General features: G+C 70.6%; 27 protein-coding genes. 17 read left to right on the top strand and 10 right to left on the bottom strand.

The window, feature by feature from the left end; genetic code table 11:
* Positions 1-7: 7 nt before the first annotated feature.
* The 3 genes from VET29_RS18910 to VET29_RS18900 all read right to left on the bottom strand — a co-directional run bounded on the left by VET29_RS18910 (position 8) and on the right by VET29_RS18900 (position 2,042).
* A complete protein-coding gene (locus VET29_RS18910) occupies positions 8-922 on the bottom strand; it encodes a GH12 family glycosyl hydrolase domain-containing protein (protein WP_324922090.1) in 915 nt (304 codons plus the stop codon).
* A 121-nt stretch (positions 923-1,043) separates the two neighbouring features.
* A complete protein-coding gene (locus VET29_RS18905) occupies positions 1,044-1,466 on the bottom strand; it encodes a hypothetical protein (protein ID WP_324922088.1) in 423 nt (140 codons plus the stop codon).
* 165 nt (positions 1,467-1,631) lie between these two features.
* Positions 1,632-2,042 (bottom strand): hypothetical protein, encoded by a 411-nt coding sequence (locus tag VET29_RS18900; protein WP_324922086.1) that lies wholly within the window; start codon positions 2,040-2,042, stop codon positions 1,632-1,634.
* A 110-nt stretch (positions 2,043-2,152) separates the two neighbouring features.
* Between VET29_RS18900 and VET29_RS18895 the strand changes: the two genes are divergently transcribed.
* Together VET29_RS18895 and VET29_RS18890 are read left to right on the top strand one after the other, a co-directional pair.
* The gene (locus tag VET29_RS18895) at positions 2,153-3,364 is read left to right on the top strand and encodes a TerC family protein (protein ID WP_324922083.1); all 1,212 of its coding nucleotides are present in this window, start codon (positions 2,153-2,155) and stop codon (positions 3,362-3,364) included.
* 90 nt (positions 3,365-3,454) lie between these two features.
* Positions 3,455-4,240 (top strand): HD domain-containing protein, encoded by a 786-nt coding sequence (locus VET29_RS18890; RefSeq protein WP_324922079.1) that lies wholly within the window; start codon positions 3,455-3,457, stop codon positions 4,238-4,240.
* A 171-nt stretch (positions 4,241-4,411) separates the two neighbouring features.
* On the opposite strand, the gene VET29_RS18885 is transcribed toward VET29_RS18890, so the two are convergent.
* Positions 4,412-5,227 carry a GAF and ANTAR domain-containing protein gene (locus VET29_RS18885; protein WP_324922075.1) on the bottom strand — a complete coding sequence of 272 codons (816 nt, stop codon included), beginning with the start codon at positions 5,225-5,227 and terminating at the stop codon, positions 4,412-4,414.
* A complete protein-coding gene (locus VET29_RS18880) occupies positions 5,220-5,888 on the bottom strand; it encodes a TVP38/TMEM64 family protein (RefSeq protein ID WP_324922073.1) in 669 nt (222 codons plus the stop codon). Before VET29_RS18880 ends, VET29_RS18885 begins: the two co-directional genes overlap by 8 nt.
* Positions 5,889-5,993: 105 nt before the next feature.
* Between VET29_RS18880 and VET29_RS18875 the strand changes: the two genes are divergently transcribed.
* Positions 5,994-6,662, top strand: a complete 669-nt coding sequence (locus tag VET29_RS18875) for a VanZ family protein (RefSeq protein WP_324922071.1) — start codon at positions 5,994-5,996, stop codon at positions 6,660-6,662.
* 22 nt (positions 6,663-6,684) lie between these two features.
* On the opposite strand, the gene VET29_RS18870 is transcribed toward VET29_RS18875, so the two are convergent.
* Positions 6,685-7,323, bottom strand: coding sequence for a TetR/AcrR family transcriptional regulator (locus VET29_RS18870; protein WP_324922070.1), 639 nt, complete (start codon positions 7,321-7,323; stop codon positions 6,685-6,687).
* Between the two features lie 87 nt (positions 7,324-7,410).
* Between VET29_RS18870 and VET29_RS18865 the strand changes: the two genes are divergently transcribed.
* The 5 genes from VET29_RS18865 to VET29_RS18845 all read left to right on the top strand — a co-directional run bounded on the left by VET29_RS18865 (position 7,411) and on the right by VET29_RS18845 (position 12,063).
* Complete coding sequence (locus tag VET29_RS18865; protein ID WP_324922068.1) at positions 7,411-8,148, top strand: SDR family oxidoreductase; 738 nt, start codon at positions 7,411-7,413, stop codon at positions 8,146-8,148.
* Between the two features lie 185 nt (positions 8,149-8,333).
* Positions 8,334-8,873, top strand: coding sequence for a YbaB/EbfC family nucleoid-associated protein (locus VET29_RS18860; protein WP_324922066.1), 540 nt, complete (start codon positions 8,334-8,336; stop codon positions 8,871-8,873).
* The gene (locus tag VET29_RS18855) at positions 8,873-9,196 is read left to right on the top strand and encodes a type VII secretion target (protein ID WP_324922165.1); all 324 of its coding nucleotides are present in this window, start codon (positions 8,873-8,875) and stop codon (positions 9,194-9,196) included. Before VET29_RS18860 ends, VET29_RS18855 begins: the two co-directional genes overlap by 1 nt.
* 4 nt (positions 9,197-9,200) lie before the next feature.
* A complete protein-coding gene (locus tag VET29_RS18850; protein WP_324922063.1) occupies positions 9,201-10,703 on the top strand; it encodes a hypothetical protein in 1,503 nt (500 codons plus the stop codon).
* A 304-nt stretch (positions 10,704-11,007) separates the two neighbouring features.
* The gene (locus VET29_RS18845; protein WP_324922059.1) at positions 11,008-12,063 is read left to right on the top strand and encodes a hypothetical protein; all 1,056 of its coding nucleotides are present in this window, start codon (positions 11,008-11,010) and stop codon (positions 12,061-12,063) included.
* Between the two features lie 115 nt (positions 12,064-12,178).
* Here the strand turns inward: VET29_RS18845 and VET29_RS18840 are convergent, their stop codons facing one another.
* Positions 12,179-12,889: an SDR family oxidoreductase gene (locus tag VET29_RS18840; RefSeq protein ID WP_324922056.1), complete on the bottom strand. Its 711-nt coding sequence runs from the start codon at positions 12,887-12,889 to the stop codon at positions 12,179-12,181.
* Positions 12,890-13,001: 112 nt separating this feature from the next.
* Here VET29_RS18840 and VET29_RS18835 point away from each other — a divergent pair, with 112 nt between their 5' ends.
* The 6 genes from VET29_RS18835 to VET29_RS18810 all read left to right on the top strand — a co-directional run bounded on the left by VET29_RS18835 (position 13,002) and on the right by VET29_RS18810 (position 18,346).
* Entirely contained in the window at positions 13,002-13,379 is a 378-nt protein-coding gene (locus tag VET29_RS18835; RefSeq protein WP_324922053.1) for a MerR family transcriptional regulator, read from the top strand.
* 106 nt (positions 13,380-13,485) lie between these two features.
* Positions 13,486-14,043: an ester cyclase gene (locus tag VET29_RS18830; protein WP_324922051.1), complete on the top strand. Its 558-nt coding sequence runs from the start codon at positions 13,486-13,488 to the stop codon at positions 14,041-14,043.
* A gap of 130 nt (positions 14,044-14,173) precedes the next feature.
* Positions 14,174-14,338 (top strand): hypothetical protein, encoded by a 165-nt coding sequence (locus tag VET29_RS18825; RefSeq protein WP_324922048.1) that lies wholly within the window; start codon positions 14,174-14,176, stop codon positions 14,336-14,338.
* A 73-nt stretch (positions 14,339-14,411) separates the two neighbouring features.
* Complete coding sequence (gene tkt / locus VET29_RS18820; RefSeq protein WP_324922046.1) at positions 14,412-16,628, top strand: transketolase; 2,217 nt, start codon at positions 14,412-14,414, stop codon at positions 16,626-16,628.
* A 28-nt stretch (positions 16,629-16,656) separates the two neighbouring features.
* A complete protein-coding gene (tal, locus tag VET29_RS18815; RefSeq protein ID WP_324922044.1) occupies positions 16,657-17,781 on the top strand; it encodes a transaldolase in 1,125 nt (374 codons plus the stop codon).
* Between the two features lie 133 nt (positions 17,782-17,914).
* Complete coding sequence (locus tag VET29_RS18810; RefSeq protein WP_324922042.1) at positions 17,915-18,346, top strand: STAS domain-containing protein; 432 nt, start codon at positions 17,915-17,917, stop codon at positions 18,344-18,346.
* Between the two features lie 12 nt (positions 18,347-18,358).
* Here VET29_RS18810 and VET29_RS18805 read toward each other — a convergent pair whose 3' ends face one another.
* On the bottom strand, positions 18,359-19,390 hold the full coding sequence (locus tag VET29_RS18805; RefSeq protein ID WP_324922039.1) for a hypothetical protein: 1,032 nt from the start codon (positions 19,388-19,390) through the stop codon (positions 18,359-18,361).
* 369 nt (positions 19,391-19,759) lie between these two features.
* Here VET29_RS18805 and VET29_RS18800 point away from each other — a divergent pair, with 369 nt between their 5' ends.
* From VET29_RS18800 to VET29_RS18790, 3 genes are all read left to right on the top strand, one after another.
* Positions 19,760-20,230: an SRPBCC family protein gene (locus tag VET29_RS18800; protein WP_324922163.1), complete on the top strand. Its 471-nt coding sequence runs from the start codon at positions 19,760-19,762 to the stop codon at positions 20,228-20,230.
* A gap of 39 nt (positions 20,231-20,269) precedes the next feature.
* The gene (locus VET29_RS18795) at positions 20,270-20,443 is read left to right on the top strand and encodes a CsbD family protein (RefSeq protein ID WP_324922036.1); all 174 of its coding nucleotides are present in this window, start codon (positions 20,270-20,272) and stop codon (positions 20,441-20,443) included.
* A gap of 92 nt (positions 20,444-20,535) precedes the next feature.
* Positions 20,536-20,694 carry a hypothetical protein gene (locus VET29_RS18790; protein WP_324922034.1) on the top strand — a complete coding sequence of 53 codons (159 nt, stop codon included), beginning with the start codon at positions 20,536-20,538 and terminating at the stop codon, positions 20,692-20,694.
* Positions 20,695-20,737: 43 nt separating this feature from the next.
* Here VET29_RS18790 and VET29_RS18785 read toward each other — a convergent pair whose 3' ends face one another.
* Both VET29_RS18785 and VET29_RS18780 read right to left on the bottom strand, forming a co-directional pair.
* On the bottom strand, positions 20,738-21,772 hold the full coding sequence (locus VET29_RS18785) for a glycosyltransferase (protein WP_324922032.1): 1,035 nt from the start codon (positions 21,770-21,772) through the stop codon (positions 20,738-20,740).
* Positions 21,773-21,788: 16 nt separating this feature from the next.
* Positions 21,789-22,172, bottom strand: coding sequence for an STAS domain-containing protein (locus tag VET29_RS18780; RefSeq protein ID WP_324922030.1), 384 nt, complete (start codon positions 22,170-22,172; stop codon positions 21,789-21,791).
* Positions 22,173-22,504 lie beyond the last annotated feature (332 nt).

The following is a 22,504-nucleotide window of genomic DNA, read 5'->3' as shown; positions in this document are numbered from 1 at the left end:
CAGGGCGCTACCGGTCGGTGACCGAGAAGTCCGTGAACCGGAACGTGGCCGGCTTCCCGCCCGTGGACACGACCTCGACGCCGTAGCAGATCTGTCCCAGCGTCGAGTTCGCCGGCACGCGGCCGTTCCCGACCAGGTAGTCCAGGAACGCCTTGAGGTCCAGTGTTCCCTTGGTCAGCGGCCGGGACGGGACGAACGCCAGGTACTCGTTGTCGTCGGTCGCGTACAGGTCCCACGTCATCCCGCTGAACGACAGGCCACCGGCCACCCGCTCACCCGCGGGGCTCTGGCGGTAGTTCTCGGTCCAGATCATGATCTCGCGGTCGCCCGGCACGCCGTTGAGCCAGATGTCGTAGCCGACGTTGTAGACGCCCGTGTGCGGGCTCGTGGCCGCGAACGTCGAGGTCAGCTTCGAGTACTGGCGCAGCGGCGGCTCCTTGCCCGAGTCCCAGTCGTGGTAGTCCTTGTGGACGTTCGGGTAGGTCTTCACCGCGCCGTCGCCCTCGTCGTCGTCCGCGGTCGTCGTCACCGACCAGTTCTGGGCGGAGCACGCGACCAGCTTCTGCGACACCGTGTAGTTGGACACGTTCCACATGTTGTTCTGCACGTAGTAGTCGCCGACGCTCCAGCCGTCGTCGCCCTCCGACGTCGAGAACGCCGGGTCGGCGCAGCCCGCCGCCGGCGTGGCGGCCGCGGCCGGCGCCTTCGTGGTCGTCGTGGTCGCCGCGGGGCCGGTGGTCGTGGTTGTGGTGGTCGGTGGCGCGCTCGTGGTCGTGGACGTGGACGTCGTGCCCGGGGTGGGGCGGCCGGTCGGTGTCGCGGACACGTCGTCGACGTGCCAGGACAGCGCGGCGGTCGTCACGAGCACGCCCACCAGCGCCAGTGCCGCACCGACCACGATCGCGATACGGAGCCGGCTCATCTGGCGCTTCTTCATCAAGATCGCATCTCTCCTGGGCACCGCGTAGGGGCCCCGATCCCAACTCGGTAACGCCGATTTTCAAAGCCTATGTGACCACACACACTCAAAACAGGAGGCAATGTCAATGCTCGGTCACTGAGCGCACGGAGAAACCGTGGTGGGCGCGGCGTGAATATTCCTGGTCCTGACGCGCGCTCAGTTTCACGGCCGCCAGGACGGACAGCGGCCACAGGAGCAGCAGCGCCGGGAGTCCCGTGTAGCCGACGACGACCGCCGTCAGCGCGGCGGCGGTCAGGCCGAACGCGAGCGACAGATAGCAGAGGCCCAGCGGTCCGAACAGCACCCCGAGCACCACGGCGACGCCGACGGACTTCCGCGTGCGGACGGCGACCGGCGGCCGGCCCGGACCGGGCGCCTCGGTCATCGAGGCGTGGTACCAGCCACCGGACTGCAGTGGCGGGTGCGGCGGGAACGCGAGGGGAGCGGTGGCCTGGGACCTCGGCACCCATTCCGCGTGGATCACCGTTCGCGAGTTGCTCGCCATCGTTCGCTCCTGACCTCGAATTCTCTCCTCGTACCCATGCTCGCCGATTCCGTGGACGAGTTCTGTGCCATCTGGCACGTTCGGGGAAACGAGGTCAGGAACTTCGCGGGAAGAGGTGAGGACAGTGGCTTTCCGCGAATGTTCACCGGTCGGTCGCGATGCGCGTCACTGATCGAAATGCCGCAGGAACTCTCGCGCCAGGGCTGCCCAGTCCGCCAGGGCGACGTCGCCGTCGATCACCACGGCGGCGTAGTTCAGGTCCTCGGGGTCGTCGGGCGACCAGTCGGGCTGCCGCGCCTGGATGAGTAGCTCGCCGTCGACCTCTGCCCAGTACAGCGCCCAGGCCTCCTTCGGCTTGTCGGCCTTTGTCATGGCTGACGCGCCGTCCTCGCCGTCGGACAGGTCCGTCTCGATCTGCGGGAACCGCACCCGGTGGACCCAGGTCCGCCAGGCGCTCTCGAACGCGTCGCCGAGCCGGCCGGTGTCGAGGGGCAGGACACCGCGACCGCACGCGACGAGTCCGAGCGCGATGCCCTCCGACACGGCGTTTCGCTGCACCGTCGGTGTCAGGGCCATGAGCTGCACTGTAGTGGCGCGCTCGCCGGACTCGCTGACCACACCGGACAGAGTTGCATACGGTCACCTGCCATGCTGCGCTGTGACGGCCGGACTGGAGCGGAGGTCGCATGAACGTGTCCGAGGTCGCCTGGTGGCTCACCATCGGGGGGATCGTGGGGTTGCTCCTGTTCGACTTCTTCGTGCACGTCCGCAGGGCGCACATCCCGACGCTGCGGGAGGCGGCGCTCTGGTCGACCGTCTACGTCGGCATCGCGATCCTGTTCGGACTCGGGGTGCTCGTGCTGGGCGGCGTCGACATGGGCGCGCAGTACTTCGCGGGCTACGTCACCGAGAAGGCGCTGTCGGTGGACAACCTGTTCGTCTTCCTCGTCGTCATGTCCAGCTTCAAGGTGCCGCGTGCCGACCAGCAGAAGGTGCTCCTGTTCGGCATCGTCTTCTCCCTGGTCGCCCGGACCGGGTTCATCCTGCTGGGCGCCGCGCTGATCAACCTGTTCGCGTGGGTCTTCTACCTGTTCGGCCTGATCCTGCTGGTCACCGCCGGCAACCTGATCAAACCCAGTGGCGAGGAACACCGCGACGCGGACAACATCATGATCCGCACCGCGCGCAGGCTGTTCCACACCACCGACGACTACGACGGCGACCGGCTGTTCACCACGGTGGCCGGCCGGCGGGCCATGACCCCCATGCTGCTGGTGATGGTCGCGATCGGCGGCACCGACCTGCTGTTCGCGCTCGACTCCATCCCGGCCATCTTCGGCCTCACCCAGAACATCTTCCTCGTCTTCACCGCGACCGCCTTCTCCCTGCTCGGCCTGCGGCAGCTGTACTTCCTCATCGACGGCCTGCTCAACCGGCTGGTGTACCTCGCGTACGGGCTGGCCGCGATCCTCGCCTTCATCGGCGTGAAGCTGTTCCTGCACGCACTGCACGAGAACAACGTCCCGTTCGTCAACGGCGGCCAACCGGTCGAGGTCGTCGAGATCAGCACCGGCCTGTCGCTGGCGGTGATCTTCGGGGTCCTCCTCGTCACGATCGTCGCGTCCCTCACCAGTGCGTGGGGCCGGGCGCAGAACGTCATCTGCGCCGCCCGCCGGCACGCCACCGCCTACCTCGACATCGAGACCGATCCCGCCCACCGCGAGGAGATCTTCGCCAAGCTGTGTGCGGAGGAGGCCGTTCTCAAGCAGCTTCCCGAGCGGTACCGGGCCCGCATCCGCGAGGAGGAGAAGCTGGTGACCCTCCTCGCGAGGGCGCACGCCGCGCATGCCGCGGCCGCGGACACGGTCCCGGCCGGTCCCGTCGCAGGTCCGGCCTGAACCGGTTGGGGACGGCCGCTGGCGGGTAGCCCGCCGATCGGGCATTCTGGCGGTCCGTCCTTGGGGGCACGGGAGGTGGCGATGCCGGCGGTGAACACTCCGCGTGCGGCCGGTCCGCTCATCCGCCGGATCGAGGAACGACTGGTTCTGGAGCGGTCCGAGGTGCCGCGCAGCGTGCTGGACGAGTGCGTGCGGGAGACGTGGTCGAGCTTCGAGCACGCTCGCGTCCAGGCGTTCGTGCCCCTCCTGGTCGAGCGGGCGGTGCTGGCCAGGATCGGCCGGCTCGCCGACGCCGACGACGTGCCGCTGACCGAGGCGTCCCTGCGCACGTGGGCGTGGCTGACCGCCCGGCGCCTGCTCGCCAGCGAGCTGCCCCGCCGGTGGGCGCACACCTGGGGGGTGGCGCGCCGGGCGCAGCAGATCGCGCCCGCGTTCCAACAGGATGAGCGGGAGGTGCTGGTCGCGGCCGCGTGGCTGCACGACATCGGCTACGCGTCCGGGGTGGTCGTCACCGGGCTGCACCAGGTGGACGGCGCACGCCACCTGGTGGGCTGCGGTGTCCCGTTCCGGGTGTGCGCGCTGGTCGCCCACCACGCCGGCGCCGCGGCGGTCGCGGACCTCGTCGACCTGACCGATGCCCTGGCGGTGTTCGACGACGAGGGCGGCCCGGTCCGTGACGCGCTGTGGTACTGCGACATGACCACCGGCCCGGACGGCCGCCCGGTGACCTTCGGTGAACGGATGGCCGAGCTGCGGCGACGCCGTTCCGCCGACGATCCGGTGGTGCGTGCGCTGGCCGTCAACGAAAGCGAGCGAGCCGCGGCCGTCCACCGCACCGAACAGCGGCTGCGCCTCGCCGGCATCGCGGGCCGCTAGGCGAGGGCCGGCCCGTCAGCCGGGGAGGTCCAGCTTCCTGCTGGCGGCGTTGCCGGTTCGCCCAAGTACGACCCAGTACGAGGGCGAACCGGCGCCTTGCCAGCAGAAACCTGGATCCACCGACTTAATCACCGCATTTCCGGCGCGGGACACTAGCCGAGGGCCGGCCCGTCAGCCGGGGAGGTCCAGCTCGGTGTGGCGGGCGGTCAGGGTCTCGGCAAGCTCGACGAGCTTGACGTTGAGCTGCTGGGAGGCACCGCGAAGGAGCTCGAAGGCCTCGTGGGCGGGGACCCCGCGGCGGGCCATGATGATGCCCTTCGCCTGGCCGATGACGTCGCGGCTGTCGATGGCGCGGCGCAGCTGGGTCTCGCGCAGCTCCGCGTGGGTCAGGGCCTCAGTGTGCGCCAGCGCGAGGGACGCGTGGGTGGCGAGCAGCAGGGTCTGGTCCACGTCGAGGTCGTCGAGGCCGTTCGGCTCGCGGGAGTAGACGTTCAGCGCGCCGGACATGCGGGGTGGGTTCGCGTCGGGCAGCAGGGCGGTGGAGAGCACGGCGCCGGCGCCGAGCTCGACCGCGGCGGCACCCCATTTCGGCCAGAGTTCCGTGGACCGCAGGTCACGGCCGTGCGCCATGGCCGGACCGTCGGGTAAGGCGGCATCGTGGCAGGGGCCCTCGTCCAACTCGTACTGGAGCTCGTCCAGCCGGTCGGCGACCGGGTCGGTGCGCACCGGCGTGTAGAAGCGGCCGTCGGGGTCGCGCAGGGTCACGCTCACCATGTCCGCGGCCGGCAGCACCTGGTGAGCCGCCCGGACCACCTGCGTCAGGACCTCCTCGACGGTGTCCGCGTCGAGCAGCGAGTAGGTCAGGATGGCGAACTCCTGTGCCAGCGGACCCAGCCGGGAGCCGTGGTCCCGTCTGGACTCCTCCCCCTGTTCGGCGTCGACCACGAACCGCAGCTTGTCCCGCTCCCACCGACTCTCCTCAGTCACCGGTCCCGGCTTCCCGGACCGGCCGCCGCTGAAACGTCCCGGGCCGGCGGATCGCGAGCCACAGCCCGGCCGCGCCTGCGGCGGCGCACCCGGCGTAGACGGCGAGCAGCGCGGGCGGTGTGCCGCCGGTCAGCGTGTCACCGAGGAGCACGGCGGCGGCCGTGCCGGGCACGCTGCCGGCGATGGTGCCCGTGAGGTACGGCCGTAGCCGGACCGAGGCCAGACCGCAGGCGTAGTTCGTCGGCAGGAACGGTATGGCCGGGATGATCCGGAGCGAGGCGACGGCGAGCCAGCCGCCCTCGGTGAGCCGCTCGTCGACCGCGCGGACGCGGGTCCGGGCCAGGTGCCGGGCCACCATCCGCCGCCCGAGCGACCGGGCCAGCGCGAAGCTCACCAGGGCGCTGACCCCGGTCGCGGCCAACGCGACGGTGACGCCCACCACAGGCCCGAGCAGCAACCCGGACGCGAGGGAGAAGACGGTGCGCGGAATCGGGACGAGCGTCGCGACGACGTAGGTGAGGAACAGCAGCGCCGGGGCCGCCGCACCGGCCCCCGACGCCCAGGCCCGCAGCTCCGCCGGTCCGGGCACGGGTACGACGAACGCGGCCACGACCAGCGCCGCGACCAGGCACACGACGACGACGACACCTGCTCGCGGCACGCGCCGAGTGTAGCCAGCGAGGCCGTAGCGGTTGGTGCCGTGTATCGCGGACGTATCCGAAACCGCATACGCCACGGCAACGGCCCACCGTCCCTAATGGGGAGCATGAAGCAGAGTGCGTCCCTGCCGGCACCGACCCGCACGCGCCGGATCGTGCTCGTCGGCCTGGCCGTCCTCGGCCTGGCGGCCGCGGCGTTCGCCGTGCGGCGGCCCCTGATGATGTCCGCGCCGACGTGCCTGGCCGGGCGGTGGGACCGCTGCTTCGGCACGGAGAACGGTGTGGTGTTCATGATGCTGGCCGGGCTTCCCCTGGCGGGCCTGGTGGTGTGGCTGCTCGGGCGCTGCCGGCCCGCCGCCGGCGGCACGCCGGCGTGGCGGCTGTCGCTGGCCGAGGTGGGCATGGTCTACGGGACGGTGCCGTTCCTGTGGCTCACCCTGATGCCGGGCACGAGGGCCGGCACCGTCCAAGGCCGGGTGAGCCTGGTGCCGCTGCGGGACCTGCTCACGATGGGGCCGATCGGGATCGCCGGCAACCTGCTGGTGTTCGCGGCGCTGGGGGCGTTCGCTCCGGTGCGGTTCGCGGCACTGGCGTCGGTGTCACGGGTTCTGTTGCTGGGGGCGGGTTTCTCGGTCCTGGTCGAGACCCTGCAGTACGTCCTGCGGCTGGACCGGGTGTCCTCCGTGGACGATGTGCTGGTCAACGCCGCCGGCGCCGGGCTGGCCGCGCTGGCGTCACGCCGCTGGTGGCGCGCGCCGGCAGGCGCAGCGCACTGACGAACACGGCGCGAGCCCGTGCTCAGCGCCCCGGGAGTCCTACCGGGTCGGTGAGGAACGACCCGATGTGGGCCAGCGTGGCGTCCATGGCCGCCTCGAGTGGTCGCACGTCGAGCATGGTCTGCGAGAGCAGCACCCCGCCCTGCAGTGCCGACAGCAGGGCGAACGCGAGCTGCTCCAGATCGGCGTCGGCACGTAGCTCGCCGCGGTCCCGCATGGCGTTCAGGCCGTTGAGGATCAGGTCCTTCCACTGCAGGAAGCCGTCGGCCAGGTCGCCGCGGGACTCCTCGTCGCTGACGCTCAGCTCGCCCGCCAGCGAACCGAGGCTGCATCCCCGGCAGTCGCTCTGTCGTTGCTGGTCGATCGCGGCGTCGGCCCAGGCCCGCAACGCGTCGAAGCTGTCCAGCGTGGAGATCCGCGGCAGGCTCGGGTCGAGAAGGGACTCGGCCTGTCGCGTGATCACGGCCCTGATCAGGGCCTGCTTGCTGTCGAAGTAGTGGTAGAGCTGCGACCCGCTCACCTCGGCGGCGGCCCGTACGTCCTCGACGCTGGTGCCCGCCACGCCCTGCCGGGCGATCAACGCGATCGCGGCTTCGAGGATGCGTGCCCTGGTGGCCTGCCCTTTCGGAGTCAGGCGACGCGGCTGTGTCGCTTCTACCACACCACCAGCCTACCAAAAGTGGGTTGCGCGATCCAATTGCCCGGAGTAGTTTTTGGATTGTTCAACCCAGAAAGTGAGGTCGACCCCATGTCCACTCGAACCGCCTTGGTGACCGGCGCGACCGCCGGCATCGGCCGCGCGGTCGCACTGCAGCTCGCGGCCAGCGGTATCCACGTCATCGCGCACGGCCGTGACCCCGAACGGGGCGCCCAGTTGGTGAAGGAGATCACTGCGCTGGGCGGCACCGCGCGCTTCCTGACCGCGGATCTCGCGAACGCAGAGGAGGTCCTGGCGCTCGCCGGGGCGGCGGGTGAGGTGGACGTCCTCGTCAACAACGCCGGGACCTACGTGTTCACCAGCACGCCGGACACCACGGCCGAGAGCTTCGACCGGCACTTCGCCCTCAACGCCCGTGCGCCGTTCCTGCTCGTCGGCGCGCTCGCCCCCGGCATGGCCGAACGCGGGCACGGTTCCATCGTCAACATCACCTCGACCGCGGCGACGTCCCCGGCGCCACTGGGCACCGCCTACGGCGCGTCGAAGGCCGCGATCGAACTGCTGACCCGCTCGTGGGCCACCGAGTTCGGCGCCCGCGGGGTCCGGGTCAACGGCGTGTCGCCCGGTCCGGTCCGCACCTCCGGCACCAACGCCCTGTTCGGCGCGAACATCGACGCGGTCGGCCAGGTCAACCTCCGTGCCCGCATCGGGGAGCCCGAGGAGATCGCCAGGATCGTCCAGTTCCTGGTCGACGACGACAGCAGCTACATCAACGGCACCGTCGTGGTGGCCAACGGCGGCGAACCCAGCGCCATGCCCGCCGCCTGACGCGCGTCCGCGGGACACGACCCGGAAACGGGCAAAGGGATAGCGACCAGTCAAAGCATTCGTGAAATGGGCAATCTGCCCATACTTTCATGAATGCGGCGGGATATTTGGTACCGCCATGGCCGGGACCGGATCAGCGATAGCGTGCACGGGAGAAAACGCGCCACGCACGTCCGGGAGTTCCGGTGGACCCGAAACAGATCGTCGATTCCTATACGCAGGATGTCTCGGCCCTCGCCGCGCGTGCGGCCGAGGCAAGGGAGCGGATCCGGCACCTCGCCGGCACGGCGTCCAGTCAGGACGGTGCCGTGACCGTCACGGTCAACGGGGGCGGCGCGCTGCAGGGCCTGTCGTTCGGGCCGGCCGCGGACCACGTTCCCCGGGTCCGGCTGGCCGAGCTGGTCATGACGACCGCGCGGCGGGCGCAGGCGCAGGCCTCGCAGCAGATCATCGCGATCATGACTCCGCTGGTCGGCGAGAACAGCGACGCGATGCGGTTCGTCGAGGAGCAGATTCCGCCGAGCGTCCTGCCGGAGACGGCGGAAACGGAACTGTCGGACTATCCGGGCGGCCAGGCGCTCAACGAGGACCTCGCCGAGCCCGCCCCGCCCCCACCGCCACCCGACCGGCAGGAACCGGCCCCGGCCCGCCGCCGTCCGATCGCGGACGACGAGGACGAGACGTTCGGTATGGACAGTCCACTGTCGCGTGAGGAGGACTGGTGATGGCACCACCGGGTGGCGACGGGTTCGAGCTGGACCCGGCCGAGTTGCGGACGCACGAGACCCAGGTCCGTGAGCTCATGTCGGCCGTCGACGGCGCGACCGCGTCGGCGTTCCAGCCGATCGACATCAACGCGTTCGGGCTGATCGGCTCGACCTGGTCGTGGTCGCTGCACTACTGGACCGACGGGGCCCGACAGGCGATCGGCTCGTCGGTCACCGCCGGCAACCACATCGCCGACCAGCTCAGGGCGATGCGGGAGACCCACGTCGAGACCGACCGTGCGCACGCCGAGACCTTCGACAACATCGCCCAGGGGGACTGAGCCGATGCCCGACGGAAACCCGCTGCTGGCCGAGTCGGAGGGGCAGGCGAACCCCAACCCGGTCACCCACCCGCTGTCCAACTTCACCATCGCGCCGACCGACCTGGAACACGGCGGCCTGACCAAGGCGACCGAGGGCGCGGGGCTGTTCAACGACGTCGCCTCGACCGTCCAGGACGCCGCCACCGGCAACTGGGGCGGCCTGGCGATGGACCTCGCGGCCGACGGGCTCGATGGTCTCGGCATGGCCATGGACCCGCTCGGCAGTCTCGCCGGGGCCGGCATCGGCTGGCTGATCGAGCACGTCAGCTTCCTCAAGAAGCCGCTGGACTGGCTCGCCGGCGACCCCGAGGCGGTCACCGCCAAGGCACAGACGCTGCAGAACGTCGCCGAGCACCTGCGCTCCAGCGCCGAGAACTACGTCAACTCGGTGGGCACCCTGCAGAAGACCCAGGGCCCGGCCGCCGACGGCTACCGCCAGGCCGCGCAGAACTACCAGCAGGCGGTGCACGGCCTGGCCGCCCACATCGACGGCGCCACCCAGGCGATGCACACCGCGGCGATGATCGTCGGCACCACCCGCGGCATCGTCCGCGACTCGATCTCCCAGTTCGTCGGCGACGCGATCGTGAAGTTCATCGCCGCGAGCGCGCTGGCCCCGGTCACCTTCGGCGGCAGCGAGGCGGTGTTCATCGCCGACGAGGTAGCGGAGGGCGCGTCGCTCGCGGCCAGCAACGCCGGCAAGGTGAGCAAGGTCGTGCGGGAGACCGAGGAGCTGGCCAAGGGGGCCAAGACGTCCGAGACCGCCCTGCGCGACGCCGGCGCGGGCTTCGAACGCGCCGCCGGCAAGGTCGACGACTTCAACACGAGGGCGGCCGCGCACAGCGAGCGGGTGCACGAGCACGGCGCGCGCTCGCAGGACCAGCTGGGCAGGGAGGCCGGGCACAACGAGCGCGCGGTCGACAACCAGCAGAACCTGGCGGCCAACCGCGACGCGCTCGGGCGCAACCAGAACGAGCTGGACCAGTCACTGAGGAACCACAACCGGGCCGACACGCGCCGGCTCAACCGGGAGCGGCAGCCGCTCAAGGACGAGAACCGCGCGCTCCGCCAGGAGGACAAGGCCCTCAACCGCGAGCGCCACGACCTGGAGCAGAGCCACAACCAGCTGCGGCACCAGGGCAACGAGATCAACAGCGACGGCGGCAGGCTGGCCAGGGAGCGCGAGGAGATCGTCGACGGCAAGGTGGAGGACTTCCACGACCACGGCGTCGGCCGCGCAGGCGACCTGCACCGCTGGATCGAGGACCACCCCCGTGCCGGCGTGGCGGAGCACGTCGTCGACGGCGCCAAGGAGACCGGCATGAACGTGTTCACCAACGAGGGCACCCGAACGGCCGGCATCCAGTACGAGTACGAGGAGAAGGCGGAGGAACAGGGCGAGCTTCCGGACGGCAGCTTCGTCGAGGAACAGCGAGCACCCGCCGAAAGCGGCTCCGGGGAGTGACATCCGGACCGGAGACCCGCCGCCCGGACTCCCGTGGGCGGGTCGGGCGGCTGGTGCCCGGCTTGGCGGCGTGCCGCGCGGAACGCCCATCGTGGTTCCGGGGAGTGGTGTTCGGTCGTGGGCGGGTGGTGCCTGTTCTGGCGGCGTGCGGCACGGATCGTCGACGCCGGGCTGGAGGAGTTGTGCCTGGGTTGGTGATGTGCCGCCCGGATCGCCGCCGTCTGGTCGGGCGAGTGGCGTTCCGTCCGGCGACCTGCCGCCCGCTTCGCCCACTCTGCCCGTCCGCTGCCGCCCTGGCGGGCCGGTGACGGCGGCGCGGGGGAGCAGTGCCCGGACCGGCGATCTGCCGGCCGGACCGGGACTGGCTCGCCGGTGGTGGGTGGCGTTGCCGTGCCTGGTCGGCGGGACGGTGTTGCCGGTGGCGCTCGCCGATGCCGTGGCGGTCTGGCACAGCTGGGCGTCCCGGCCCGGCGTCACGCTGTCCCAGGTCATCGCCGACTTCGCCCCGGCCGTGGCGTTGTGGAGCGGGTTGGCCCTGGTCGCCGGTCTGGTCGCGGTGCTGGTCACCCGGCGTGGGGTGACGGCGTGGCCGAGGATCGCCGCGCTGGTCGTCGCGCCGTCGTTGGTCGCCATGGCGGTTGTCGGGGTCGTGTCCGGGCTGGGGGCGCACCTGCTGTTCCTGCTCGACGTGCCCCTCGCGGCGTTGCTCGGCGCAGGCGGCCTCCTGCTGGTCCGCCTCGGTGTCCGGCGACTCGTCGAACACCCCGGCGCGGACACGCTCGACACCGGGCTGGACGTGCGGATCGACCTGCGCGGCACCGGCCACCTCGTGTTGCGTGACGACCGGCTGGTGGTCGTCGAGGGAACCGAGCGGTGGGCGGTGTCGTGGTACGACTTCCGCACGGTGCGGGCCGGTGACCCTTCGGAGGTGGAGGTCCAGGCGACCGGTGGGCGGCGTCGGACGCTCCGGGCCGACGACGCCTCCTCCGTCGTCGCGGCCGTTCGGCTGCGGGTTCAGTGGGTGCGGCGGCATCCGCGGTTCGCCGAACGGCGGGACCGGCATCGCCGGGCGCACGGCGTCCGGGGAGCCGGGACGTACCGGCGGCCTCGGGCCTCCCACGCACCCGGCACGGGGCTCGGCCCGACCGGGCTGGTCGTCCTGTTCATGACCGTCCTGCCCGTGGCGGCGATCGTGCTGCTCGTCGCCGCGCTGAACGCCTCGCCGGCCGACCGGCCGCCGATGGTGATCGGCGTGGTCGCGAGCCTGGTCATCGGGGCGTGGGCGCACGCCAGGTTCTGGCGGCGCCGCGCCGCCCGCCGCTACCTGGCCGCCCACAGCGACGATGGTCCCCGCTCCTGACCGAAGCCGGGTCGCCGCCGTCCACCGTCGACGGCAGGCCACCGGCGCCCGGCACGCTTCTCGCCAGGCCCGCCGCCGCGTGGTCACCATCGGCCGACGGGTCGACGGGCCTCGGTCAGCCGGCCGCGACCGTCTGCGGGTAGAGGGCGCTGGGGTCGGCGGCGAGGGCCGCCTTGACCTGCCGGCTGGCGTCGTCCACGAGGATCTCCAGCTGGCCCGCCTCGAGGCCGTCGAGAGCGGCGTTCACGACATCGGCCGGGGCGAGCTTGTCAACGTCGTAACCGGCCATCATCTCGGTGTCGACCGCTCCCATGTGCATGGCGGTGACGAGGGTGCGCTGGCGGGCGAGCTCCAGGCGGACACCGTTGGTCAACGCCCACTGCGCGGCCTTGGCCACCGCGTAGGAGTTCGCGCCCTCGTAGGAGAACCACGACATGGCGGACAGGACGTTGAGCACCGCGCCGCCGCCGTTGTGTTCGAGCACCGGTGCGAACGCCCGGACGGTGTGGAGCGACCCCCAGAACAGCGTGTCCAGCTCCAGCCGGATCTCGTCGAGGTCGCCGTCGACGAGGTTCTGGCGCGCGGCGACTCCGGCGTTGTTGATCAGCAGGGTGACGTCCGTCGCGATGGCCGCCGCCGCCGCGACGGACGCCGGGTCGGTGACGTCCAGTGACAGGACCTCCACGCCGGGCACGTCCACCCGTTCTGGTTTGCGGGCCGTGGCGTACACCTTCGCGGCACCACGCGCCACCAGCTGCTGAACGAAGTGGCGGCCGATGCCGCGGTTGGCGCCGGTCACCAGCGCGACGGAACCCTTGACGTCCATGGAGATCTCCCTTTCGTCGGTGTCGAGGCGATCGGCGACTACGCTAGGAGTTGACGTTGACGTCAAGGGCAACATCCAAGTGGTGTGGATCACCAGGCGAAGGGAAGAATCCGTGCGGATCGGTGACGTCGCCGCGGCGGCCGGCGTGAGTACCCGGGCGCTGCGCTACTACGAGGAACAGGGACTGCTGACCTCGACGCGCAGCCGCTCCGGACAACGGCTCTACGACGAGGGCGCCGTCGACCGCGTCCGGTGGATCCAGCTGCTCTACTCGGCCGGCCTCGGCAGCAAGGCCATCACGGACCTGCTTCCCTGCGTGCACTCCGGGGTCGCCACCGAGGGCATGCTCATCCACCTGGTCGAGGAACGAGACCGCATGGACGTCCGGATCCGCGAACTCGTCACCACCCGCGAACGCCTCGACGGCATCATCGCCGCGGCCGCCGCCCGCGGGGCCGACTGCGACCTCGCACCGACGGCGGTCACCTGACCGGACCGCCGGGGAGTGCGACGGACGCAGGCCGTTCCGCGCGTCCGGCGTGGGTATAGCGTGCTCTCGCACAAACTCCACAGGAGCTCGACAGAAGGAGGTGGCGGTGTCCCGCTTCGATCTTCCGCCGGAAGACGTCCTGCGCGCCCGCGAGAAGCTCGTCCTGGACCACTTCCGCGACGAGGTCCGGCAGGACTGGGACGCCACCCTCTCGACCTTCCCGCATCCCCACTACGAGCTCATCGCCCAGATGACCGTCCACGACGGCGACGGCGACGTCCGCCAGTACTACCACGACACGCGGGTGGCCTTCCCCGACCAGGACCACGAGATCATCGCCCTCCGTCACGCGCATGACGCCGTGATCGTCGAGTTCTGGTTGATGGGCACCCACAACGGTCCGCTCGGCAAGATCCCGCCCACCGGCTCGAAGCACCGCACCCGGATGACCGCGTACTTCATCTTCGACGCCGACGAGAACCTGGTCACCGAGCGCGTCTACTTCGACCAGCTCACGATCCTCCGGCAGCTCATCGGCGGGCTCGACAAGAAAAACCCGGCCGACCTGCTGAAGCTCGGTCGCGCCGTGGCGGGAGCACTCGCCATGTCCGGTGGCGAGCCGGACCCGCGCCTGACCCACACGGTGGCGCCCGACCTCGACTGAACACCCGCCCGGCCGAGTGGCCGGGTGTGAGTCGCCCTTCCCGGGGTATCCGGTACCGATGCGGCCTGAAGGCCGTGTCGGCGGCGAGTGGCGCCGTGAGAAGGGCCGTCTCCCCAGATCCCGGTGACGCGTGCTCGACACCCGTTACCGGAAGGGCGACATGACCGCGGTGCCCGAGACGATGCCTCGCCGTGCCGCCGGCAGACGTGGCGAGACGCCGTGCCGCAGGGACATCGAACGGGAGTCCGGCATGCGCCGGTCCGGCACGAACAGCGAACCTGGCTCGCCGGCCTGACACCGCCGTCGCGCCATGGCGCACGCAGACATCCAGGGCCGGCACGCGGTCCGTGAAGCAGGGACAAACCCTTATGGTGCAACACGTTCAACCCGCCACGACGTTCGCCGGCCGCGACTCGTCGCTGCCGGCCCCCGTCGCGAGCACCGCCGGGTGGACCGCGACGGACATCCGAGCGGTGGACACGATCCGGGTACTGGCCGCGGACGCGGTCCAGCGTGCCGGCAACGGCCACCCCGGCACCGCGATGAGTCTGGCGCCGTTGGCCTATCTGTTGTTCCAGCAGGTGATGCGCCATGATCCGGCGGACGACCAGTGGCTGGGCAGGGACCGGTTCGTCCTGTCCTGCGGGCATTCGAGCCTGACGCTGTACCTGCAGCTCTACCTGAGCGGCTACGGACTGGAGCTCGACGACCTGAAGGCGTTGCGCACGTGGGACTCCGCCACGCCAGGACACCCGGAGCACCGGCACACCCGCGGGGTGGAGATCACCACCGGCCCGCTGGGACAGGGGTTCGCCAGTGCCGTGGGGATGGCGATCGCGGCGCGTCGCGAGCGCGGTCTGCTCGACCCCGACGCCGAAACCGGCGAGAGCCCGTTCGACCACAGGGTGTACGTCGTGGCCTCCGACGGCGACCTCATGGAGGGCGTCACCGCGGAAGCCAGCTCCCTGGCCGGCCACCAGGAGCTCGGGAACCTCATCGCCTTCTACGACTCGAACCACATCTCCATCGAGGACGACACCGCCATCAGCTTCAGCGAGGACGTCGCGGCCCGGTACGCCGCCTACGGCTGGCACGTGCAGCAGATCGACTGGACGAGCTCCGGCCGCTACGTCGAGGACGTGGACGCGGTGCTGGCGGCCGTCGAGTCGGCCAAGGCCGAGACCGGCCGGCCGTCGCTCATCGTGCTGCGCACCATCATCGGGTGGCCCGCACCGACGAAGCAGAACACCGGTGCGGCCCACGGCTCGGCCCTCGGTGACGAGGAGATCGCCGAGACCAAGGCGCTGCTGGGGTTCGACCCGGACCACAAGTTCGCCGTGGACGACGCGGTGCTCACGCACGCCCGCGAGGTCGCGAATCGCGGCAAGGACGCCCACCAGCGCTGGCAACAGGGCTACGAGAAGTGGCGCGACGCCAACCCGGACCGGGCCGCACTGCTGGACAGGCTGCGACGCCAGGAGCTACCCGACGGCTGGACCGACGCCCTGCCCAGTTTCCCCCCGACCGAGAAGGGCATGGCCACCCGGACGGCCTCCGGCCGCATCCTCACCGCGCTCGCCCCGGTCCTGCCCGAACTGTGGGGCGGTTCGGCGGACCTGGCCGTCAGCAACAACACGACCATGGCCAACACGCCCTCGTTCATCCCGGCCGACAAGCAGACCACGGAATGGCGAGGCGGCCCGTACGGACGCACCCTGCACTTCGGCATCCGCGAACACGCCATGGCCGCGGTGCTCAACGGCATCGCGCTGCAGAGCCTGACGCGGCCCTACGGCGGCACCTTCCTGGTCTTCAGTGACTACCAGCGACCCGCGATCCGCCTCGCCGCACTCATGCGGCTGCCCGCGACCTACGTGTGGACCCACGACTCGATCGGCCTCGGCGAGGACGGTCCCACACACCAGCCGGTCGAACATCTGGCCGCGCTCCGGGCCATCCCGGGCCTCGACGTGGTCCGGCCCGGTGACGCCAACGAGACCGCCGTGTGCTGGCGGACCGTCCTGGAGCACCCGGACCGGCCGGCCGGCCTCGTCCTGACCCGCCAGAACGTCCCCGTGCTCGAACGCGGACCCGACGGGTTCGCCGCCGCCGAGGGCGCCGCGCGCGGCGGCTACGTCCTCACCGGCGACGAGACCCCGGACGTGATCCTGGTCGCGACCGGGTCGGAGGTGCAGATCGCCGTCGACGCCAGGAAACTGCTCGCCGCCGACGGCATCGCGACCCGGGTGGTGTCGATGCCCTGCCTGGAGTGGTTCGCCGCCCAGCCACTGTCCTACCGGGACGAGGTGCTGCCGCCATCGGTACGCGCCAGGGTCAGCGTCGAGGCCGCCGTCGCACAGGGATGGCGCGACATCGTCGGTGACGCCGGCCGGACCGTCTCACTCGAACACTTCGGCGCCTCCGCGGACTACCAGCGGCTCTACCAGGAGTTCGGCATCACGCCGGCCGCCGTCGCCGCGGCCGCGCACGACAGTCTCCACGACGCCGCCGAGGCTCCCCGGCCCGGCGGCCACCAGCAGACGACCGCGCCCACCACGGGTGGCACCGGCGACCGTCCCGCCTGAGGAACCAGCACATCAGCACGGAGGTCCGATGACCACCCACCACGACGACAGTCCCCTCGCCGCGCTCTCCGCCGCCGGCGTGTCGGTCTGGCTCGACGACCTGTCCCGCGAGCTGCTCGCGGGCGGGGAGCTGGCGGCACTGATCGCCAACAAGCACGTCGTCGGGATCACCACCAACCCGACGATCTTCGCCTCCGCGCTCGCGCACGGCGACCGCTACACGGCTCAGCTGCGCGAGCTAGCCGAGTCCGGGACGAGCGTCGACGACGCGGTGTCGGTCATCACCGCCGACGACGTCCGCGACGCGTGCCGGGTCCTGCGTGCCGTGCACGACCGGACGGACGGCGTCGACGGCCGGGTCTCCATCGAGGTCGACCCGCGCCTCGCGCACGACGCGGTGGCCACCGTCGAACGTGCCCGGACCCTGTGGACGGAGGTGGGCGAGCCGAACATGTTCGTCAAGATTCCCGCCACCGCGGACGGTCTGGCCGCGATCTCCACCGCCGTCGGGGACGGCATCAGCGTCAACGCCACACTGATCTTCTCCCTCGACCGCTACCGCGACGTCATCGACGCCTACCTCACCGGCCTGGAGTACGCCGACCTGGCGGGTCACGACCTGTCGGGGATCCACTCGGTCGCGTCCTTCTTCGTGTCCCGTGTCGACACGGAGATCGACGCGCGCCTCGACACCATCGGCACCTCGCGGGCGATCGCGGCCAAGGGCAAGGCCGCGATCGCCAACGCCCGGCTGGCCCTTCAGGTCCACGAGGAGACCCTCGCGGGGGAGCGGTGGCGGCGGCTCGCCTCGGCGGGAGCACATCCGCAGCGGCCGCTGTGGGCCTCCACGGGCGTCAAGAACCCCGCCTATCCCGACACGATGTACGTGTCCGGGCTCGTCGCGCCGGGAACCGTGAACACCATGCCCTACGGCACCCTCAACGCGTTCGCCGAACACGGTTCCGTGACGGGGGACTCCGTGCACGGCACCTACTCCGCCGCCAGGGAACACCTCGACGAGCTGGCGCGGCTCGGCATCAGCTACCGGAAGGTCACCGAGGAGCTGGAGAGACAAGGCATAACCAAGTTCGTCGACAGCTGGGACGAGCTCAGCCGTACCGTCTCCGACGAACTCGGCAGCAGCGTGCGCTGACCGCGGCGGCGCGGGAGCCCGCTGCGTCGGCGTCTTTCCACGGATATGATCGAAACCTGTTCGTCGGATGTGCCCGGACCCGTACCTGCGACGATTCTTCGTTCGTCCGCGATGGGCGGACGGTGAGGAGCAGATGGGTTTGGGCTCGAACGTCATTCGTTTCCCGGTGTGCCAACCCGACAACCACCCGGACCACGAGCCGGCCGCCGTCGGGCGGGTCGTCCGCCTGGTGGTCACCCGGCGGTTGAGCCGAAGTGGGTCGGAGTTGGTCGTCCGGGTGAGCGGCGACGTCGACCTCGTCACCGCGGCGACCCTCGCGAGGGCGTTCGACCATGCGTGTCGGTGGTTCCGCGCGGAGCCCGGCGGCCTCGGGATCGTGGCCGACCTGCGCGCGGTGTCGTTCCTGAGCGCCGCCGGCATGCGGGTGCTCGTCGGCGTCCGTGACGCCTGTCTGGCCGAGGGCCTCGATCTTCGAGTCGTGGCCGCGCATGCGGCGGTGGTCGCGCCGTTGTCGTTGGCCGGCATAACCCGGATGCTCAACCTGCAGGCCGATCTGCCCTGCTGACACGCGGGTGATTCAGGACCGCAGCCATTCGAGCATGACGTCGTAGACCGTGTCGTGGCTGAGGAGGTCGAAGTGGTTGAGGCCGCCCAGCCAACGCAGTTCCGCGGTCTGGCTGGGGTCGCCGGCGCTGCCGGGGGTGACGAAGAGGTCGCCGAACAGCCGTCCCCAGATGCTGTTCTCGCTGCGGGCCAGGGTGACGGCGATGAAGCACTGCCGGACGCTGCCGGGGAAGACGGGACCCGGCATGGCGGATGCGCCCCGCTCGTCCCGCTGGCCGGGCTGGAGCTGCCCGCGGGCGAGGTCCTTGATCCCGTCGCTGCGGAGGGCGAGGATGCGTGACAGCGGTGCGGTGGCGGCGAACCTGTCCAGCAGGGTGCCGAGGTGGACGACTGTCTGTTCGAGCAGCGCGCCGGTGTGTGGCGTGCCGAGGCACACCAGCCGGCAGTTCCGGGTGAGCCAGGCACCGCGTCGTTCGTGGGCGCGGATCGTCGCGCTGCGGGCGACCAGGCCGCCCATGGAGTGCCCGACGAGCACGAGGTCGGTCACGGGGACCGGCCACTGCTCGACGAGGCGGGCCAGCAGCTCGTCCAGCTCGCGGCCGTTGTCGGACACGTGGCGTCCGGTGTTGTAGCGGAGGTAGACGGGGGTGCACGGCAGGTCGCCGGCGAGGCGGCCGCCGAAGTCGGTGCCGGTGCGGGACCTGTCCGGTGTGGACGGATGGAACCAGGAGCGCTCGGTCTCCACCAGTCCGTGCAGGAACACCACGACACGCTGGGAGGCGTCGGGAAACGCGGCCGCGAGAGCGGCGCGGTCCAGGTGCACCTGGACCGCGCTGTTCAGCCGGACCGTCATCGCCGCGGGTTGTGCGTCGCCGTGGCGGTCCGTGGCCCCGCCGAACATGCCGGTCACGATGCCGGTGGCCCGCTGGCCGGCACTGGACTCGGTCATCATCCGGAGGGGCAGGTACACGACCTCCGTGATCCCCTCGAGCACCCTGGTGAGCAGCTCGCCCCCTGGCGTCGCCCGCGGTCTTCTGTCGCTCACCGTGCCGCCTTCACCCAGAAGCCGCCCCTGTGGCGACCGCGAAGCCCGGGTACCCGCGTACGGGGCGTGCACGCGTGGTGTTCACCCGTTGTGACCGACGTCTAGTTGCAGCCGACCGACGCCGGCGTGACCACCCGTTCGGGTGATGTGACCAACTCGTTCGGTGTGCGGGTTTGGGGACGCGGTGCGGCGGTACTCCCGCACAGAGCGACGACGATCGGATGGCTGAAGCCGCCACGCGTCGCGGGGCCGGTCAAAAAGCGCGCCGGTATTCGGTTGGCCATGCGGCCGACGCGAAGTAAGTCACCGGCCGGCTGGCGAGAACGCTATTTCCGCAAGCCTCGGTTCGACAGTTGGGAGAACTGTATTTTGAGTAGCATCACGGAGTCGGTCGACGTCGATGTGAGCGTGACGGCCGCGTACAACCAGTGGACACAGTTCGAGTCCTTCCCGAACTTCATGTCCGGAGTCGAGTCGATCAGCCAGATCGACGACACCCACACCCACTGGGTTGTCAGCGCGGCCGGTGTGCGGCGGGAGTTCGACGCCACCATCACCGAACAGCACCCCGACGAGCGGATCGCCTGGCGGTCCGACGACGGTCCGCAGCACGCCGGCGTCGTCACGTTCCACCGACTCAGCGATGCCACCACCAGGGTGACCGCCCAGATGGACATCGACCCGGAGGGTTTCGTCGAGAACGTCGCCGACAAGCTCGGCATCCTCGACCGTCAGGTCAAGGGCGACATGGCCCGTTTCAAGGACTTCATCGAGTCCCGTGGCGGCACCGCGACCGGTGGATGGTCCGGCGACGTCGAACGTCCCGGCCAAGATCTCTGAACACCCAAGATCTCTGAACACGCAAGGGAAAGGAAGACAATGGGTATCGAGGACAAGCTGGACGGCAAGGCTGACGAGGTCAAGGGCCACGTCAAGGAGACCGCCGGTCAGGTGACCAACGACGAGAACCTCGAAGCCGAGGGCAAGGGCGACAAGACGAAGGGCAACCTGAAGCAGGGCGTCGAGAAGCTCAAGGACGCCTTCAAGAAGTGACCTGATCATGAGGACCGGGCCGATGCGCCCGGTCCTCATGCTTTGGTGCACAACGCGTTTACGTTTCCACACCTGAACCTGGGAGCTGTGTGATGATCTTCCTCATCGTGTTGTTGGTGCTCTGGCTGGTGCTTTCCGTCGTCGGGTTCGCGCTCAAGGGGCTGCTCTGGCTCGGTCTCATCGGGGTGGTGCTGTTCCTCGGCACCATGGCCGTCGGCTTCGTGCGCAGGCGGACATCGCGTAGCGGCTGACAGCGGAACACCCCGGACCGCGTCCGGGGTGTTCTTCCGGCACTCATCGCCGGGAGGAGACGGCCTTCGCAGCCACCGCGTCGGTGATGCCGACGAGTGAGTAGGCGTGGAGCGTCTCGACCGCGATCTGGTGCCAGCAGTAGCGGGAGCTGGCTCGGTCGCGGCCAGTGGCGCCGTACTGCTCGCGCCGGATGGGTTGTGCCAGCAGCTGCCACACCGCGGCGGCGAGCGTGCGCGGCTGGTGCGGTGCGACCAGCAGGCCGGTGACGCCGTCGACCACGGTGTCGGTGAGTCCGCCGGTGTTGTTGGCGACGACCGCCACCCCACACGCCGCGGCTTCGAGCGCGGCGATGCCGAAGCGCGGGCGCCACGGCGTGCAGAGCACGATGTGTGCCGACCGCAGCAGCGACGGCAGTGTGCTTCTGGCGACCGGCCCCGGCATCCGCAGCCGGTCGGCCACGCCGAGCCGTCGCGCGTACTCGCGGAGCTCCTTGGCGTGGCTGCCGTGCTTCGGTTCGCCCGCGATGATCAGCTCGGTGTCCGGCAGGCCGACGAGCGCGGCGACGGCGGTGGCGAAACCGGCGCTGGGCGTGAGATCGCCGACGGCGACGAGGCGGTACCGGTGGCCGATCGGTGGATGGCCGCCGTCGGGGGTGAAGTGGTCGGCGTCGATGCCGTAGGGCACGACGGAGATCCGCTGCCTCGGCACCTTGCCGGCGGTCAGCTCGGAAAGCTCCGCGGTGCAGCTGGCGATGACCCGGTCGGCGCGCAACGCGATGTCGCGATCGAAGGTGCCGGTCGGCGCATCGTCGTCATGGCGAGTGCTGTGCACGACCGGGAGCGAGGCGGCCCTGGCGGCGGTCACCGCGGCGTCACTCGCGATGCGTGACCGGCAGTGCACGATCGCTGGTGGGGTGGCCCGCCACTGGTCGGTGAACGACCGCACCATGTCCTTCGCGCGTTGGCCCGGCGCCGCGGTGTGCATGACGACCTCGTGGCCGAACCGCGTGAGCATGGCCGCCAGGTCCGCGCTGTCCCGGCCGGCGGCCGCTCCGTCGGTGATCATTGCTATGCGCATCTGGGATGTCCTTGCTCTACCGCGCGGCGAGCAGCTGTCGCAGCCCGGCCAGCTCCATGGGCCGCCGCACGGCCGGCTGGTCACCGACGACGCGCATGGTCGTGCCGTCGGTGACGCACCGGAGCTGCACGACGGCGAGCACGCTGAGCCCCGCGGCGCCGAGGAAGGACACCTCGCGCAGGTCGACCAGCAGTTCTGGTTGCGCGCCCGACGCCCGTAGGCGCCGGCGGGCGGAGTCCAGCGCCTCCTGCAGCACGGGTGCGGTGAGCAGGTCGACCTCGCCGACGACGCGGACGGTCGTCCGGGAACCCGTGTGGTGCGACCACGTGGACAGATCGGTTCCGGAGGCTCTGCCTCCGGCACGACGGCGAATGACGGTTCGGACCTGCAACGATCGCATGGCTCAGTCCTGAAAGACCTGAATGGCGGCACACCACCGGGAGGCCCGTTGTCGGGCTCCGTCGCTGGCGCGGGTCTGGGCACGTCCCGACGAACTCGCCCTCATCCTATGCCTGCTCGCCGGAGCCCGCCGAAACTTGCGCCGAACGTGTGACGGGTCGCCGCGGCGGTCCCGGGGAGCGAGACGCGGCTGTGTCAGGTGTTGTGGTCGAGGATGGTGTCGCGGTTGGCGTTGCCGTCGACGATGTCTTGGGCGAGGGTGGTGAGTTTGATGTGGTGGGCGCGTGCGTAGCCGCGGAGGGCGGTGAAGGCTTGTTCTGGGGTGGTGTGGGT

The organism is Actinophytocola sp. (assembly GCF_035634895.1).
Lineage (GTDB): Bacteria > Actinomycetota > Actinomycetes > Mycobacteriales > Pseudonocardiaceae > Actinophytocola.
This window is presented reverse-complemented; position numbering and strand designations above follow the sequence as displayed.

Bases quoted from the DNA above. Each gene is read 5' to 3' on its own strand.
- VET29_RS18910 (WP_324922090.1), bottom strand. From the start codon at position 922: ATGAGCCGGCTCCGTATCGCGATCGTGGTCGGTGCGGCACTGGCGCTG.
- VET29_RS18905 (WP_324922088.1), bottom strand. From the start codon at position 1,466: ATGGCGAGCAACTCGCGAACGGTGATCCACGCGGAATGGGTGCCGAGG.
- VET29_RS18900 (WP_324922086.1), bottom strand. From the start codon at position 2,042: ATGGCCCTGACACCGACGGTGCAGCGAAACGCCGTGTCGGAGGGCATC.
- VET29_RS18895 (WP_324922083.1), top strand. From the start codon at position 2,153: ATGAACGTGTCCGAGGTCGCCTGGTGGCTCACCATCGGGGGGATCGTG.
- VET29_RS18875 (WP_324922071.1), top strand. From the start codon at position 5,994: ATGAAGCAGAGTGCGTCCCTGCCGGCACCGACCCGCACGCGCCGGATC.
- VET29_RS18865 (WP_324922068.1), top strand. From the start codon at position 7,411: ATGTCCACTCGAACCGCCTTGGTGACCGGCGCGACCGCCGGCATCGGC.
- VET29_RS18855 (WP_324922165.1), top strand. From the start codon at position 8,873: ATGGCACCACCGGGTGGCGACGGGTTCGAGCTGGACCCGGCCGAGTTG.
- VET29_RS18850 (WP_324922063.1), top strand. From the start codon at position 9,201: ATGCCCGACGGAAACCCGCTGCTGGCCGAGTCGGAGGGGCAGGCGAAC.
- VET29_RS18840 (WP_324922056.1), bottom strand. From the start codon at position 12,889: ATGGACGTCAAGGGTTCCGTCGCGCTGGTGACCGGCGCCAACCGCGGC.
- tkt (WP_324922046.1), top strand. From the start codon at position 14,412: ATGGTGCAACACGTTCAACCCGCCACGACGTTCGCCGGCCGCGACTCG.
- tal (WP_324922044.1), top strand. From the start codon at position 16,657: ATGACCACCCACCACGACGACAGTCCCCTCGCCGCGCTCTCCGCCGCC.
- VET29_RS18810 (WP_324922042.1), top strand. From the start codon at position 17,915: ATGGGTTTGGGCTCGAACGTCATTCGTTTCCCGGTGTGCCAACCCGAC.
- VET29_RS18795 (WP_324922036.1), top strand. From the start codon at position 20,270: ATGGGTATCGAGGACAAGCTGGACGGCAAGGCTGACGAGGTCAAGGGC.
- VET29_RS18790 (WP_324922034.1), top strand. From the start codon at position 20,536: ATGATCTTCCTCATCGTGTTGTTGGTGCTCTGGCTGGTGCTTTCCGTC.
- VET29_RS18785 (WP_324922032.1), bottom strand. From the start codon at position 21,772: ATGCGCATAGCAATGATCACCGACGGAGCGGCCGCCGGCCGGGACAGC.
- VET29_RS18780 (WP_324922030.1), bottom strand. From the start codon at position 22,172: ATGCGATCGTTGCAGGTCCGAACCGTCATTCGCCGTCGTGCCGGAGGC.